13 protein-coding genes are annotated in these 14,042 nt (G+C 74.6%); 5 read left to right on the top strand and 8 right to left on the bottom strand.

All coding sequences use genetic code 11. The features are described 5' to 3' along the window. Positions 1-71: 71 nt before the first annotated feature. Both PYR91_RS11745 and PYR91_RS11740 read right to left on the bottom strand, forming a co-directional pair. A complete protein-coding gene (locus tag PYR91_RS11745) occupies positions 72-713 on the bottom strand; it encodes a class I SAM-dependent methyltransferase (RefSeq protein WP_279779631.1) in 642 nt (213 codons plus the stop codon). Between the two features lie 37 nt (positions 714-750). Continuing rightward, positions 751-1,815, bottom strand: coding sequence for an NAD(P)/FAD-dependent oxidoreductase (locus PYR91_RS11740; RefSeq protein ID WP_279779630.1), 1,065 nt, complete (start codon positions 1,813-1,815; stop codon positions 751-753). An 84-nt stretch (positions 1,816-1,899) separates the two neighbouring features. Between PYR91_RS11740 and PYR91_RS11735 the strand changes: the two genes are divergently transcribed. Then, complete coding sequence (locus PYR91_RS11735; protein WP_279779629.1) at positions 1,900-2,496, top strand: helix-turn-helix domain-containing protein; 597 nt, start codon at positions 1,900-1,902, stop codon at positions 2,494-2,496. Between the two features lie 73 nt (positions 2,497-2,569). On the opposite strand, the gene PYR91_RS11730 is transcribed toward PYR91_RS11735, so the two are convergent. Continuing rightward, positions 2,570-3,466 carry a DMT family transporter gene (locus PYR91_RS11730; protein WP_279779627.1) on the bottom strand — a complete coding sequence of 299 codons (897 nt, stop codon included), beginning with the start codon at positions 3,464-3,466 and terminating at the stop codon, positions 2,570-2,572. Between PYR91_RS11730 and PYR91_RS11725 the strand changes: the two genes are divergently transcribed. Together PYR91_RS11725 and PYR91_RS11720 are read left to right on the top strand one after the other, a co-directional pair. Then, positions 3,465-4,925 (top strand): PLP-dependent aminotransferase family protein, encoded by a 1,461-nt coding sequence (locus tag PYR91_RS11725; RefSeq protein WP_279779626.1) that lies wholly within the window; start codon positions 3,465-3,467, stop codon positions 4,923-4,925. The genes PYR91_RS11730 and PYR91_RS11725 overlap by 2 nt on opposite strands. 54 nt (positions 4,926-4,979) lie before the next feature. Then, complete coding sequence (locus PYR91_RS11720; RefSeq protein WP_279779625.1) at positions 4,980-5,738, top strand: metallophosphoesterase family protein; 759 nt, start codon at positions 4,980-4,982, stop codon at positions 5,736-5,738. 171 nt (positions 5,739-5,909) lie between these two features. Here PYR91_RS11720 and PYR91_RS11715 read toward each other — a convergent pair whose 3' ends face one another. Then, positions 5,910-7,514 (bottom strand): FAD-dependent monooxygenase, encoded by a 1,605-nt coding sequence (locus PYR91_RS11715; RefSeq protein ID WP_279779623.1) that lies wholly within the window; start codon positions 7,512-7,514, stop codon positions 5,910-5,912. Next, positions 7,511-8,119: a PadR family transcriptional regulator gene (locus PYR91_RS11710; protein WP_279779622.1), complete on the bottom strand. Its 609-nt coding sequence runs from the start codon at positions 8,117-8,119 to the stop codon at positions 7,511-7,513. Before PYR91_RS11710 ends, PYR91_RS11715 begins: the two co-directional genes overlap by 4 nt. 144 nt (positions 8,120-8,263) lie before the next feature. On the opposite strand from PYR91_RS11710, the gene PYR91_RS11705 reads away from it, so the two are divergent. Further along, complete coding sequence (locus PYR91_RS11705; RefSeq protein WP_279779621.1) at positions 8,264-9,427, top strand: DUF418 domain-containing protein; 1,164 nt, start codon at positions 8,264-8,266, stop codon at positions 9,425-9,427. Positions 9,428-9,525: 98 nt separating this feature from the next. Continuing rightward, positions 9,526-10,950 (top strand): NAD(P)/FAD-dependent oxidoreductase, encoded by a 1,425-nt coding sequence (locus tag PYR91_RS11700; RefSeq protein WP_279779620.1) that lies wholly within the window; start codon positions 9,526-9,528, stop codon positions 10,948-10,950. Positions 10,951-10,972: 22 nt separating this feature from the next. Here the strand turns inward: PYR91_RS11700 and PYR91_RS11695 are convergent, their stop codons facing one another. The 3 genes from PYR91_RS11695 to PYR91_RS11685 are packed head-to-tail and all read right to left on the bottom strand — an operon-like array spanning position 10,973 to position 14,026. After that, positions 10,973-11,818 (bottom strand): sugar phosphate isomerase/epimerase, encoded by an 846-nt coding sequence (locus tag PYR91_RS11695; protein ID WP_279779619.1) that lies wholly within the window; start codon positions 11,816-11,818, stop codon positions 10,973-10,975. Between the two features lie 52 nt (positions 11,819-11,870). After that, positions 11,871-13,100 carry an ABC transporter substrate-binding protein gene (locus PYR91_RS11690; protein WP_279779618.1) on the bottom strand — a complete coding sequence of 410 codons (1,230 nt, stop codon included), beginning with the start codon at positions 13,098-13,100 and terminating at the stop codon, positions 11,871-11,873. Between the two features lie 47 nt (positions 13,101-13,147). Next, the gene (locus PYR91_RS11685; RefSeq protein WP_279779923.1) at positions 13,148-14,026 is read right to left on the bottom strand and encodes an ABC transporter permease; all 879 of its coding nucleotides are present in this window, start codon (positions 14,024-14,026) and stop codon (positions 13,148-13,150) included. Between the last annotated feature and the right edge of the window lie 16 nt (positions 14,027-14,042).

Raw genomic sequence — 14,042 nt, 5'->3', positions numbered from 1 at the left:
GATCGCCCGTCCCCTGGACTGATACCTCGGAAGACGGACGGACTACCCCAAAGCCCCCTAAAACGTCACAGTCACGCGGTCGCCGGCGTGCCGGGCAGGCGCCTGACCTTCACGACGTTGTCCGTGCGCGCGCTCGGCCGCCCGTCGGGGGCGCTCTGAAGACGTTCGTACTCCTCGCAGAGCTGGACCTCCCACTCGCCGTCGGGCAGGGCGAGCGATCGCAGCACCTCCACCGGGCCGGGCAGGTGCACGGCGGGGTGGGGGTGCTCCCAGGCGGGAGGGCCGCAGTGCCCCACGATGAGCAGGGTTCCGCCGGGCGCCACGGCCCGCGCGGCGGCGCGCAGGATCCTGTCCCTGGGCATGTCTCCCAGGGAGTGCAGGAAGTGGGTCGAGACCAGGTCGAAGACGCCCTCGGGGAAGGACGTCGCCAGGTCGTGCCGCTGCCAGTCGATCCGGCCGGGGACGTCGGCCGCCTTCTCGGCCGCCTTGGCAAGGGCGACGCCGGAGATGTCCACGGCGGTCACGCGCCACCCGCGCCGGGCCAGCCACAGCGCGTCGGCCCCCTCGCCGCAGCCCAGGTCCAGGGCTGTGCCCGGCGCCAGTCCGGCCGCTTCGCGCACCAGGATCAGGTTGGCGTCCCCGCTCCACACGCGGTCGTTCTCCGCGTAGCGGGTGTCCCAGAACTCCTGGTCGGAGGTGGGAGTCTCGGTCATCGTCCTCTCCTTCCGGGGGGCGTCCCGGGGCGCCGGCTCACCGTTCCCGCCCGTGGTCGCCGAGCGCGCGCTCGCCGTCCTCCCGCTCCGCCCGCGGCGAGGCCGGCGCGCGACGCGCGGCGACGGCGCGGCGGGTCTCCTCGGCGATCAGGTCGGCGTTGAGCGCCGCACCCGCCCGCACGCCCGCGGCGGCGGCGCCGATCACCTGGTCGGTGAGGTTGGTCACGTTGCCCGCCACCCACACGCCCGGGACGGAGGTCTTGCCGTAGGGGTCGGCGGGGACGCCGGTGCCGATCACCTGCCCGAACATCTCCTGCTCGACCGGTTCCAGGCCGAGGCCGGCGAGCAGGCCGGCGCCGCCCGTGAGGCGTGTCGCCGTGACTAGGGCGTCGACGGGGACCACGCGGCCGTCGGCCAGACGCAGTCCGGTCAGCCGGTCGCCGGTGACCTCGAGCGCGCTCACCTCGCCGTCCACCACGGTGACGTCGCGGGCCGCCAGCCGCTCGCACTCCTCGTCGTCGGGCTTGAAGGCGGTGTTGAGGAACAGCGTCACGTTCTCGCTCCACTGCCGCCACAGCAGGGCCTGGTGCACGGCGAACGGCCCGGTGGCCAGCACGCCGATCGCCTGGTCGCGCACCTCCCAGCCGTGGCAGTACGGGCAGTGCAGCACGTCGCGCCCCCACCGCTCGGCCAGGCCGGGCACGGTGGGCAGCTCGTCGGTCAGGCCGGTGGTCACCAGCAGCCGGTCGGCAAGCACGGCCGTCCCGTCTTCCAGCAGGACGCGGAAGCCCCCCTCGCCGGCGTGCTCGGCGGTCACGGCGGTGCCCGTCACGATCTCGGCCCCGTAGCCGGCGGCCTCCGCGCGGCCCGCGGCCAGCAGGTCCGCCGGCGGCGTCCCCTCGCGCCCCAGGTACATGTGGACCCCGGCCGCCGGGGCGTTGCGCGGCCGGCCGGCGTCGATCACGAGCACCGAGCGCCGCGCCCGGGCCAGGGTCAGCGCCCCGCTCAGCCCGGCGGTGCCGCCCCCGACGACCACGACCTCATACCGCCGCTCCGCGCCCTCGGGGGCTGCGGCCGGCGTCTGTACTGCTTGTTTGTTCATTTCGCGATACCTCCGTTCACCGCAGATGGTGCATCCTCGCCCCTGCACTTGACAAAATTTCTTGCTATAGCGGCAAATAGAGCCATGGCAGATGACGACCTCACCGACGTGCTGGCCGCCGTGGGCCCGCGACTGCGGGCTCTGCGCCGCGACCGCGACACCACGCTCGCGCAGCTCAGCGAGGCGACCGGCATCTCGCTCAGCACCCTGTCCCGCCTGGAGTCGGGGCGGCGTAAGCCGACCCTGGAGCTCCTGCTGCCGCTGGCCAAGGCGTACAACGTGCGGCTGGACGAGCTGGTCGACGCGCCGGCCACCGGCGACCCCCGTGTCCACCTGCGCCCCTTCACCCGGCACGGCCGCACGTTCATGCCGCTGGCCCGCCACCTGGGCGGCCTGCAGGCGTACAAGGAGATCATTCCGGGGCAGAGGCCGGGTGAGCGGCTGGAGCAGCAGGTCCACGAGGGCTACGACTGGCTCTACGTCCTCTCGGGCCGCCTGCGGCTGCTGCTCGGCGAGCACGACCTGGTGCTGACGCCGGGGGAGGCGGCCGAGTTCGACACCCGCGTACCGCACGCCTTCGGCAGCGCTGGGCCGCAGCCGGTCGAGATCCTCACCCTGTTCGGCGCCCAGGGCGAGCGGATGCACGTGCGGGCCCACCCCACCGCCAGGGAGGCCGATTAGACGGCCCGCCAGGGAGGCCGGGTGGACGGCGGCGCCCGCCGCCCGTGCCCGGCCCGCGCGCGGCGGGATGGGGTCAGCCGCGGGCGCGCTGCGTGGCCGCGATGCAGCCGAGGACGATCACGGCGGTCACGGCGGCCAGGGGGGAGAGCCGTTCCCCCATGAGCAGGACCGACCACACCAGCGTGATCAGGGGCTGGGCGAGCTGGATCTGGCTCGCCTTGGGCACCCCGATGGCCGCCATGCCGCGGTACCACACGACGAATCCCCCGAACTGCGAGACGGCGGCGATGTAGGCCATGCCGGCGAGCGCCTTGGCGGTCGCCTCCACCGGCTCCCACGGCAGCGCCAGGGCCGTGACCAGGGCCGAGACCGGCAGAGCGGCGACGACGCCCCACGCGATGACCTGCCAGCCGGGCAGGTGGGAGGCGAGCCGGCCGCCCTGGGCGTACCCGGCGGCGCACACCAGCAGGGCGCCGAACAGGTACACGTCGCCGAGGGTCGGCAGCCCCCCGCTCTGCTGGAGGGTGAAGGCGGCCACGGTGAGTGCGCCGAGGACGGCGGCCGTCCAGAACGCCCGCGACGGACGCCGGCCGGTCAAGGCGGCCGAGACGGCGGCGGTGGCCAGCGGCAGCACGCCGATGACGACCGCCGAGTGCGCGGTGGTGGAGGTCCGCAGGGCGAGGGTGGTCAGCAGCGGGAAGCCGACGACACAGCCGCCGGCCACCGTGAGCAGGCCGGGCCAGTGCCGGCGCGCGGGCACCGGCACCCGGGCGCCGGCCAGGCAGGCCGCGGCGAGCAGGCCCGCCAGCAGGCCTCGCACGCCGGTCGCCGTCCACGGGCCGAAACCGTCCAGGGCCCACACGGTGGCCGGGAAGCTGAAGGAGAACGACACCACGCCGAGCGCGGCGAGCAGGGTGCCGCCGCCGACCGCTATCGCGGGAGCCTGAGTAGTGCTATCTTGCCCTGTCATGAAAGACGGTAGCAGTGTGGCCCAGTTGGCCGCGACCCTGCGGAACGAGCTGAACCGCTACCGAGATGGCGAGAAGCTGCCCTCCAGTAGGGCGTTGGTGGCACGGCACCAGGTCAGCCCGGTGACGGTCTCCCGGGCGATCGCCACGCTCACCGCCGAAGGGCTCGTCACCTCCAGACCTGGCGCCGGGGTGTTCAAGGCCGCGGTCCGGCGGGTCGCGGGCGCGGCCGGCGACGTCTCCTGGCAGGAGGTGGCCCTGAGCGCCGACCCGCCGCTCGGCACCGTCGGCGCCGCGGCGGTCCTGGGCACCCTCACCATCCCGCCGCCCGAGGTCATCGACCTCAACGGCGGCTACCTGCACGTGGGGCTCCAGCCGGAACGGGCCCTGGCCACCGCCCTGGCCCGCGCCGGCCGCAGGCCCGGCACCTGGTCCCGCCCCCCGGTGGAGGGCCTGGCCGAGCTGCGCGACTGGTTCGCCCGCGACATCGGCGGGCCGGGCGGCTCGCTCAGCGCCTCGGACGTCCTGATCACCGCGGGGGGCCAGAGCGCGCTCACCACCGCCCTGCGGGCCCTGGCCGCCCCCGGCTCCGCCGTCCTGGTCGAGTCCCCCACCTATCCCGGCATGCTCGCCGTCGCCCGCGCCGCCGGGCTGCGGCCCGTCCCGGTACCGGTCGACGCCGACGGCGTACGCGCCGACCTGCTGGCCGAGGCGTTCGAGGCCACCCGGGCCCGGGTGTTCGTCTGCCAGCCGCTGTTCCACAACCCCACCGGCACCGTCCTGTCCCCGCAGCGGCGCACCGCGGTGCTCGCCGTCGCCCGGGCGGCGGGCGCCTTCGTCGTCGAGGACGACTTCGCGCGCCGGCTGGCGCACGCCGGCTCCCCGCCCCTGCCGCTCCCGCTGGCCGCGGACGACCCCGACGGCGTCGTCGTCCACGTGCGCTCGCTGACCAAGGCGGCCTCCCCCAGCCTGCGGATCGGCGCCCTGTCCGCCCGCGGCCCGGCGCTGGAGCGGCTGCGCGCGGTCCAGGTCGTCGACAGCCTCTTCGTCCCCCGCCCCCTGCAGGAGACCGCCCTTGAACTGGTCGGCTCGCCCGCCTGGGCCGGTCACCTGCGGGCGCTCGCCGGCGCTCTGCGCGACCGCCGGACCACCATGCTCACCGCGCTGGGCGGCGCGCTGCCCGCCCTCCTTCCGCACCGGCCGCCGCAGGGTGGGTACCACCTGTGGCTTCAGCTGCCCGACGGGGCCGACGAGCGTGCCATCGTCGCGAGCGCCCTGCGCCAAGGGGTGGCGGTCACCGCCGGCGGCCCCTACTTCACCGCCGAGGCGCCCGCGCCCCACCTGCGGCTGAGCTATGTCGCCACCCCCGGCGCCGCCCAGCTGGAGGAGGGCGTCCACCGGCTCCGCCAGGCCCTCTCCCAGAACCTGGACCTCCAGGCGCGGGATCCGCTCACAGCGTGATCGCGGACGGCGAACACCCCCGCGGCGACGGCGCGGCCGGGCGAGGGTGAGGGCATGCGCGTCGCCGTACTCTCCGACATCCACGGGGTGCTCCCCGCCCTGGAGGCCGTTCTCGCCGAGCCCGACGTGGCCGGCGCCGACCTGATCGCCCTGACCGGTGACGTCGCCGCGGGCCCGCAACCGGTCGAGACGCTCGACCTGCTGGTCTCGCTCGGCGAACGCGCGCTGTGGGTCAACGGCAACGCCGACCGCGAGCTGGTCGAGGTGGTGGCGGGCAAGCCCTCCGTCCACGCCGTCAGCCAGTGGGCCGGCGAGAGCCTGCGTCCCGACCAGGTCGCCCTGCTCGCCGCCCTGCCCGCCGAGCGGGTGCTCGACCTCGGCAGGCTGGGCACGACCCTCTTCCTGCACGCCACCCCGCGCCGGGACGACGAGATCATCCTGGTCGACAGCACGCTCGACCGCTGGGCGGAGGTGCTCGACGGCGTCACCGCCGGCACCGTGGTGCTGGGCAACACCCACATGCCGTTCGTCCGGCTGGTCGACCGCCGCCTCGTGGTCAACCCCGGGTCCGTCGGCATGCCCTACGGCACGGCCGGCGCCCACTGGGCGTTGCTCGACTCCGAGACCGGCGCGGTCACCCTGCGCCGCACCCCGCTGGACGCCGAGGAGGTGGCGCGCAGGCTGGTCGCCGAGAGCGGCTTCGACGACGTCGCCGCGTGGGCGGCCGAGTACGTGACCAGCACCTACTCCGACACCGAGGCGATCAGAGTCTTCGGCGCCGCCGAAGGCCGCCGGCCCGCGCCCACCGCTTGAGGTCTCGCGAGGCGGCCCGGCCGCGGCGCGGCGAGGACGCCGGCTGAGGCGACCGCCCCGTCAGCGGCTCGCCGGGCCGGGCCGTCCGGGGCGGGGTGTCCGGGGGTGTCGGCTGAGGCGGGTCGTCCGGGCCGGGCCGCCCGAGTGTCGGCTGAGGCGGTGGGCCGCCCGTCATGGCCCAGGAGCCTGACCGTCCGGGCCGCACCACCGGCGCAGGGCCTCGGCCAGGTCGCCGGTGGCATTGCCGCCGGAGGCACGCACCCAGGCGGCGTGGCCGTCGGGGCGCAGCAGGACGGCGGCGGCGCCATGGTCGTCCGGGCAGCTCGCGAAGACCACGTCCACCCCGTGCGCGCGGGCCGTGGCGTGGTCGTGATGGTTCCCCTCGCGCGGCCCGGCCGGACCGCCAGGGCCGTTCGAGCCGGTCAGAGTGTTCGTGCCGCCAGGGCCGTCCGGGCCGGACAAGGTGTCCGCCTCGCCCATGGGGGGCGGGCCGGTCAGGGCGAGCAGCACGGGGCGGCCCGCGGTCAGCGTCTGCGACAGGCGGGCCGGGCCGTCGGCGGTGCGCAGGCGCAGGTCGGGGACGAGGCGGCCCAGCCAGCGGTGTGCCCCGGGATCGGGCGCGTGCATGGGGTAGGCCGTGGCCAGGCCGGTGACGGTCTCGGCGAGCGCGCGGTTGACCTCCGGGCGCCCGGCCAGGCGGGTCAGCAGGTCCCTCAGCGGGTCCAGCCGCTCGTCGGGCCGGCCGAGCAGCGCCTGGGCGCGGGTGTTGGCCAGCACCTCGGCGCCCGCCTTGTGGCGTTCGTCGTGGTAGCTGTCGAGCAGCCCGGCGGGCGCCGTGCCGCGCACGGTGGCGGCCAGCTTCCAGCCCAGGTTGAAGGCGTCGTCCAAGGCGACGTTGACGCCGATCGCCCCGGCCGGCGGGTGGATGTGGGCGGCGTCGCCGGCCAGCAGGACACGCCCCCGGCGGTACCGGTCGGCCTGTCGCGCCGCGTCGCCGAAGCGGGTCAGCCACAGGGCCTCCGCCAGCTCGACGTGCCGGCCGAGCGCCTGGTCCACGGCCGCCCCCAGCCGGGCGAGGGTGACCGGGGCGTCCCCGTCCTCGCGCGGGGCGGGGTCCTCGGTCACCACCCGCACGTAGCCGGGTCGCGGGATCACCAGCACCTGGCCGCCGGGGCCGGTGGAGACGCCCAGGGGCAGCGACTCGGGGTCGGCGAGCACGACGTCGCCCAGCAGGGAGTGGGCGGTGGCGTCGCTGCCGGGGAAGGCGATCCTCGCCTGCTTGCGCACCGTGCTGCGGCCGCCGTCGCATCCGACGAGGTAGGCGGCGCGGATCGTGCGCTCCCCGCCGTCGGTGGCGACGACGGCGGTGACACCGCCGTCGTCCTGCTCGACGGTGACGAGCCGGTGGCCGCGCAGCAGCTCGGCGCCGGTGGCGGTCGCGTGCCGTTCGAGCAGCTCCTCCACGCGGAGCTGGGGGATGCCCAGCGTGAAGGGGTGATCGGTGGCCGCCTCGGCCAGGAGCAGGGTCAGCGGCAGCCCGGAGAACGCCGCCTGCGGGGCCTGCCAGCCCTCCTCGACGAAGCGGCCGGCCAGGCCGCGGCGCGCCAGCAGGTCGAGGCTGCGGGCGTTGAGGGTGAACCCCCGGCTGAAGCCGGGCCGCTCGTGGTGGCGCTCCACGATGGTCGTCCGCACCCCGGCCAGGCGCAGTTCGGCGGCCAGCAGGAGCCCGGCGGGCCCGGCCCCCGCGATGAGGACGTCGGTGTCGAGCGCGGTCACGAGCCGTCCTCCCCGCCGGCGACCGGGGCCTGGGCGGGCCACGCCAGGGTGCCGGTTCGGATCTCACGGGCGGCCGAGCGCGCCCATTCGAGCTCGGCCGCGCTCATGTGCAGGGCGTACTCCATCTCGATCATGAACAGCCGGGGGAGCGCGTGGGTCTCCATGACCTCTTCCAGCCCGGCGCGCATCCGCGTGATCTGCTCCTGGAGCCGGTCGCCGCGCTCGGTCAGCGCCTCCTCGGCCCGCTCAGGCCCGAGGGCGCCGAGGTAGGTGACGGCGGAGAGGAACCTCGGGTACTCCGGCGCCGGGACGCGGACGATCTCGTCCAGCCAGTCGAGGAACTGCCCGTGCCCGTGCTCGGTGTGGGCGTAGACGGTCCGCTGCGGGCGGTTGCCGTCGCGCACCGTGGAACGCGGCTCGATCCAGCCGTTCCGGGCCAGCGACTCCACGGTGTCGTAGAGCGTCCCGGTGCTGAGCTTGAACACGCCGTCCATCTGGCGCTCGCGCAGCGTCGCCGACATCTCGTACGGATGCATCGGCTTCTCCTGCAGCAGCCCCATGACGGCCAGCGCCAGCGGGTTGGAGACCTTGCGTCTGCCTGCCATCGCCATCCTTAGTCGGATCCGATTAGTCGGCTCCGACTATAACGCGCGTCTCAGCCTCTCCGGCACCCGTACACAGAACGATGTAGCGACGATCTCGTCCTCGCCGGGGATGATGCGCGCGAGGACGGAAGCCAAGGTGGGGGCATGGCTGACACGCGTCGCATCCAGGCGATCGACGTGCTTCGGGGGATCGCCGTCCTGGGTACCCTCGGCACGAACATCTGGATCTTCACCGACCCGCGCGGGCCCGCGGGCGTGCTGGAGGGGCTGGCGCCGACGGAGGGCGTCGCCGGGGTGGTGGAGCGGTTCCTGCGCTTCCTGACCAACGGCAAGTTCCTCGCACTGCTCACGCTGCTGTTCGGGGTGGGCCTGGAGATCCAGTACCGGTCGGCGCTGCGCCGGGGGGTGCGGTGGCCCGGCCGGTACGTGTGGCGCGCCGCCCTGCTGTTCGTCGAAGGGCTGCTGCACTACATCCTGATCTTCGAGTTCGACGTGCTCATGGGCTACGCCGTGGCCTCGGTGCTCGTGGCCTGCCTGATCGGCCGCGGCGACCGGGCGGTCCGGGTGTGGATGGTCGTGGCGGGCACCCTGCACCTGGCCCTCACCGGCCTGCTCACCGCCGCGCTGCTCTCCGTCCAGGGCGGCCCGGCCGGCTCCACGGGCGTGCCGCAGGACCTGTTCACCCGGGGCGCCTATCTCGACCAGGTGGCGGAGCGCCTGGCCGGGGCCGGTCTGTACCGCCTGGAGTCGGTGTTCATCCTCCCGATGACCGTGCTGCTGTTCCTGCTCGGCTCGCGGCTCATGCGCGCCGGCGCGCTCGGGGACGACGCGCGCGGGCGCCGCCTGCGCACCCGCCTGATGATCGGCGGGCTGGGCGCGGGCGTCCCGTTGAACCTGCTGACCACCTTCGCCGGGGGAGAGTGGGTCCTGGTGGACCGCTACCTGCTCCCGCCCTTCATCGCCGTCGGCCTGCTCGCGCTGGTCACCGAGGTGACGCACCGCGTGCGCCGGCCCGGAGGAGCGCCGCGCCTCGGCCTGACCGCCGTGGGCAGGACCGCCCTGTCGTGTTACGTGCTGCAGAACCTGCTGGCCGCCGCGCTGTGCTACGGGTGGGGCCTGGGCCTGGCCGCGCGCTTGGACGGCCTGCGCCCCTGGTGGGTCCCGGTCGCCTGGGCCGTGATCTGCGCGGTGTTCATGATCGCGGCCGTGCTGTGGCTGCGCCGCTTCGAGCGCGGACCGCTGGAGACCGCCTGGCAGTGGGCCTACCAGGCCCCGCGGCGGCGGCGCGCGACGGTGCCGGCGCCCTGATGTCGGGCGTCCGCCGCGCCTGACCGCCGCATATGGGGAAGGATTGCTGTGAGCACGTCCATCAGCGGCGTGACCTGCGGTGACGGGGGTGCGGGTCCATGGCGGGCGACGACGACGTCTTCGACGTGATCGTGATAGGCGCCGGGCCGGTCGGGGAGACCGCCGCCCAGCGTGTCGTGCGGGGAGGCCTGACGGCGGCCGTGGTCGAGGAGCGCCTGGCGGGCGGCGAGTGCGCCTACTACGCCTGCATCCCCAGCAAGGCGCTGGCGCGGCCGATGGAGCTGGCGGCCGAGGTGGGCCGGATGCCGGGACTGGAACTGCGCGGCCCGATCGACGCCGCCGCGGTGCTGGCCCGCCGCGACCGGGCCGTGTCCCACTTCGACGACACCGGCCAGGTGCGCTGGATCGTGAACGTCCCCGCGACGTTCGTCCGGGGCCGGGGACGCCTGGCCGGGCCGCTGCGGGTCGAGGTCGCCACGCCGGACGGCGGCACCCGCGAGCTGCGGGCCCGGCACGCCGTCGTCGTCGCGACCGGCAGCGAGCCGGCCGTCCCCGGCATACCGGGGCTGCGTGAGGCCCGTCCCTGGACGAACCGGGAGGCGACCAGCCTTGAGCGGGTGCCCGAGCGGCTGATCGTGCTCGGCGGCGGGGCCGTGGCCTGCGAGTCCGCCCAGGCGCTGCACGCCCTGGGCGCCAGGGAGACGACCGTGCTGGTGCGCGGCGACCGCCTGCTCTCCCGGTTCGAGCCGTTCGCCGGCGACCTGCTGGCGGACTCCTTCCGGCGGTCGGGCATCGACGTGCGCTTCGGCACCGTTCCCGCCCGCGTCGAACGTCCCGTTCCCGGCGGCCCGGTCACCGTCCGCCTCGACGACGGCTCCCACATCGAGGCCGACGAGATCATGGTCGGCCTGGGCCGCCGGCCGGCCGTGGAGGGCCTCGGCCTGGAGACGGTCGGGCTGGACGCCCACGGCCCCGTCGACGTCGACCCCAGCATGCGGGCCACCGGCGACCCCGGCGGCCGGCTCTACGCGGTCGGCGACGTCAACGGCCGCAACCTGCTCACCCACATGGGCAAGTACCAGGCCAGGGTGTGCGGCGACGTGATCGCCGCCCGCGCCCGCGGCCTTCCCGACGACCTGCCCTCGCTCCGCGACACAGCCGACGACCTGGGTGCCCCTCAGGTGATCTTCACCGACCCGCAGGTCTGCGCGGTCGGCCGCACCGAGGCCCAGGCGCGCGCCGACGGCTTCACCGTGCGCGCCGTGGAGTCCGACATGGGCGCGGTCGCCGGCGCCTCCCTCCAGGCCGACGACTACGTCGGCCTGGCGAAGGCGGTCGTCGACGAGGACCGCCGCGTCCTGCTCGGCGTCACCTTCGCCGGCCCCGGCATCGTCGACCTGCTCCACGGAGCCACCATCGCGGTGACCGCCGAGATCCCGCTCGACCGGCTGTGGCACGCCGTCGCGCCCTTCCCGACCGTGAGCGAGATCTGGCTCCGCATCCTGGAGGAGTACGGCCTGTGACGCCGCCGCCCCCAGGGCGGGATCAGAGGGTGCGCAGGAAGGCGAGCCCTTCGGTCGCGAGGGCGTCCTGGGTGGCGGCGAGCGAACGCCAGATGGAGGCCGCGGTGGCGATCGTCTGGTTCTCGGCGGTGAACGACTCGATGACCAGCGGCCCGGCGTAGCCCACCTCGCGCAGCGCGGCGGCGAACCCCGGCCAGTCGAAGTCGTCCTCGCCCGGCGTGCCCCGGTCGGTGCCGCAGACCTGCACGTGCGCCACCCGCCGCCCCGCCATGCGGACGGCGGCGGCGGGGTGCTTCTCCTCGATGTTGAGGTGGTAGGTGTCCAGGGCCAGGCCGCACCCTTCCTCGGGCAGCCCGTCGAGCGCCTCCAGGGCCTGCTCGACGGTGTTGAGCACGCTGGTCTCGTAGCGGTTGAGCGGCTCGACGGCGATCCGCACGCCGCGCCCGGCCGCGTACTCGGCGACCGGGGCGAGGTTGGCGCGCAGTTCGGCGTACCGGTCGCGCCGCTCGTCAGGGCCCATCCGCCAGGTGCGCCCGACCGCGGCGTAGGCGGGCCCGCAGATCACCGGCGAGCCCACCGCCGCCGCGGCGTCCACGCACGCGCGCAGGTAGGCCTGGGTGCCGGCCACCGTCTCGGCGCCGGCGGCGACGAGGTCGCGCCCGGGCGGCATGACCAGCGCCACCGACGCGCCGAGCCCGGCCTCGGCCAGCACCGCCGCGGCCTTGCCCGGCTCCCAGTCCCCGAGGTGCTCGACGGGCAGCTCGACCGTGTCGAACCCCCAGGCGGCGAGCCGGGGCGCCAGCCGGAGCAGGCCCTCGTCGGTGAGCGGGGAGGTCCAGACCCAGGTGTTCACGCCGACGGGCCACATGGGCGGCTCCTTTCTCGGTAGCTCGGGGAGGTTGGCGGGGTGGGGCCCGGGGTTACTTGCCGCCCCAGTTCGCCGGGAAGCCGGGCATCGTCTCACACCCGCACATGGCGTAGTGCAGGGGCGGCATGTTCGGCTGGAGGTACTTGTCGAGGTTCTCGGCGGTGATCTTCGGCTGCGGGAGCTTCCAGGTCTCGGGCACCTCCTCGCCGTTGAGGATCTTCAGCGCCGCGATGATCGGCGTGCGCCACTGGTAGGTCGGGTAGGTGGGCGCGATCGCGGTGAGGCCTTCCTGCTTCCACTTCTGCAGGAAGTCCTGCTGGTCCTCGCCCACGATGGCGGGCACGGGCTGCCCGGCGTCCTCGAACGCCTCGACGGCGGCGACCGCGGTCGCCCCGGCGTCCATCCAGACGCCGTCGATCTTCCCGTGGCGCTGGATGTAGTCGCTCACGATGCTCTTGGTCTTGGCGGCGTCGCCGTCGGTGAACTCGACGCCCACGACGTCCAGCTTGCTCTGGTCGAAGATGACCTTCGCCGCCGACCAGCGGGTCTCCAGCACGTCGACGCCGGGCAGGATGCGCAGGGCCAGCACCTTGCCGCCGGCCGGCACCTTCTCGACCAGGAACTCGGCGCCGTCGGCGCCGAAGGCGTAGCCGCCGATGGGGTTGATGAAGGTGACCGGGCAGTCGGTCTGCACGCCGCGGTCGAAGACGATCACCGGCACCTTCTCACACGCCGCCTGGACGGCCGGGGTGAGCGTGGCGGTGGTGTTGGGGGAGACGATGAGGGCGTCGCAGCCCTGGCCCTGCAGCTCGGCGATGTCGGAGATCTGCTTGTCGTCCTTGCCCTCCGCGTCGAGCGCGGTGAACTTGGTGATCTCCTTGTGCAACGCGACCTCGGCCTGCATGCTCTTCCAGCCGACCTGCCGCCAGGGGTTGTTCACGGCGGCGTTGGAGAAGCACAGGTGGCGGTCGCCGGCCTTCTTCTTGTAATCGGCCGTGCTCACCATCTTGGGGTCGATGGCCTGCTCCCACGGCCGGTCCGCGGGGCCCTGCGCCTCCTTGCCGCGCATGGCGAGCTGGGCGTCGAAGTCGGCCTGCACGAAGAACTTCGACTGCTCTCCGGTGTTCGCGCCTTCGGTGGCCGCCCCGCTGCCGGCGCTGGCGCTGGCCGAGGTGGTGGCGCCGGTGGCGCCGGGCGGCCGGTCGCTGGTGCAACCGGCCGCCAGCAGGACCGACACTGCGGCGGTCACGACGAGGGGTGACAAGGACTGACGACGCGACATCGGCGTCTCCTAGATCTATGGGGGGATTGCCAGGGGTGGTGAGGTAACTAGGTGCTCGCCCTGAGCCTGGACGGGAACTGCGCCGCTCCCGCCGCGACCGCGGCGATGATGATGACGCCCTGCACGGTGTACTCCAGCGGCCCGGAGATTCCGTACAGGTTGAGCAGCGCGAACAGCGCTTCGAGGCTGAACGCCCCGGCCATCGCGGCGACGACCGAGCCCCGGCCGCCGCCCAGCACGACCCCGCCGAGCACGACGGCGGTGATGGCCGAGAACTCCAGCCCCTGGCCGACCTGGGCCGAGACGCCGGCGAAGCCCCCGAGCAGGATCCCGGCGACCGCCGCCGCCAGGCCGGACAGCACGAAGGCGAGGATCCGCGTCCGGGCGACCCTGACGCCCGACAGGGCGGCGGCGCGGTCGTTGTCCCCGGTCGCCATGAGCCGCTTGCCGAAGTCGGCGCGCATCAGCAGGACGGCCGCCGCCGCGACCACGACCAGGATCACGACCGACCACGGGACGGGGCCGAGGTCGCCCCTGCCGAAGACCCGGAAGGCCTGCGACAGGGCTCCGCGCGGAGCGCCGCCCGTCCACAGGAACACCGCGCCCGACAAGATCAGCAGCATGCCCAGGGTCGTGATGAACGACGGCACCGACAGCAGCGTGGTCACCAGCCCGTTGACCAGGCCGACCAGCGCCCCGATGGCGACCAGCAGGAGCAGGACCCACCACGTGGCCGACTCCTGGCCGTCGATCAGCCGGGCGGCGACCACCACCTCGACGGTGACCAGCGAGCCCACCGACAGGTCGAACTCGCCGGAGACGATGACGAAGTACTGCCCGGCCGCCAGGATGACCAGCGGCGCGGCGCGTTTGACGAAGGCCAGGAAACCGGCGGGCTCCAGGAAGAACGGGTTGACCACCGCCATCGCCGCCAGTAGCGCG

Source organism: Sphaerisporangium sp. TRM90804 (genome assembly GCF_029846175.1).
Taxonomy (GTDB): Bacteria; Actinomycetota; Actinomycetes; order Streptosporangiales; family Streptosporangiaceae; genus Sphaerisporangium.
Note: the sequence above shows the minus strand (reverse complement) of the source record. Positions and strands in the feature narration are given on the sequence as shown.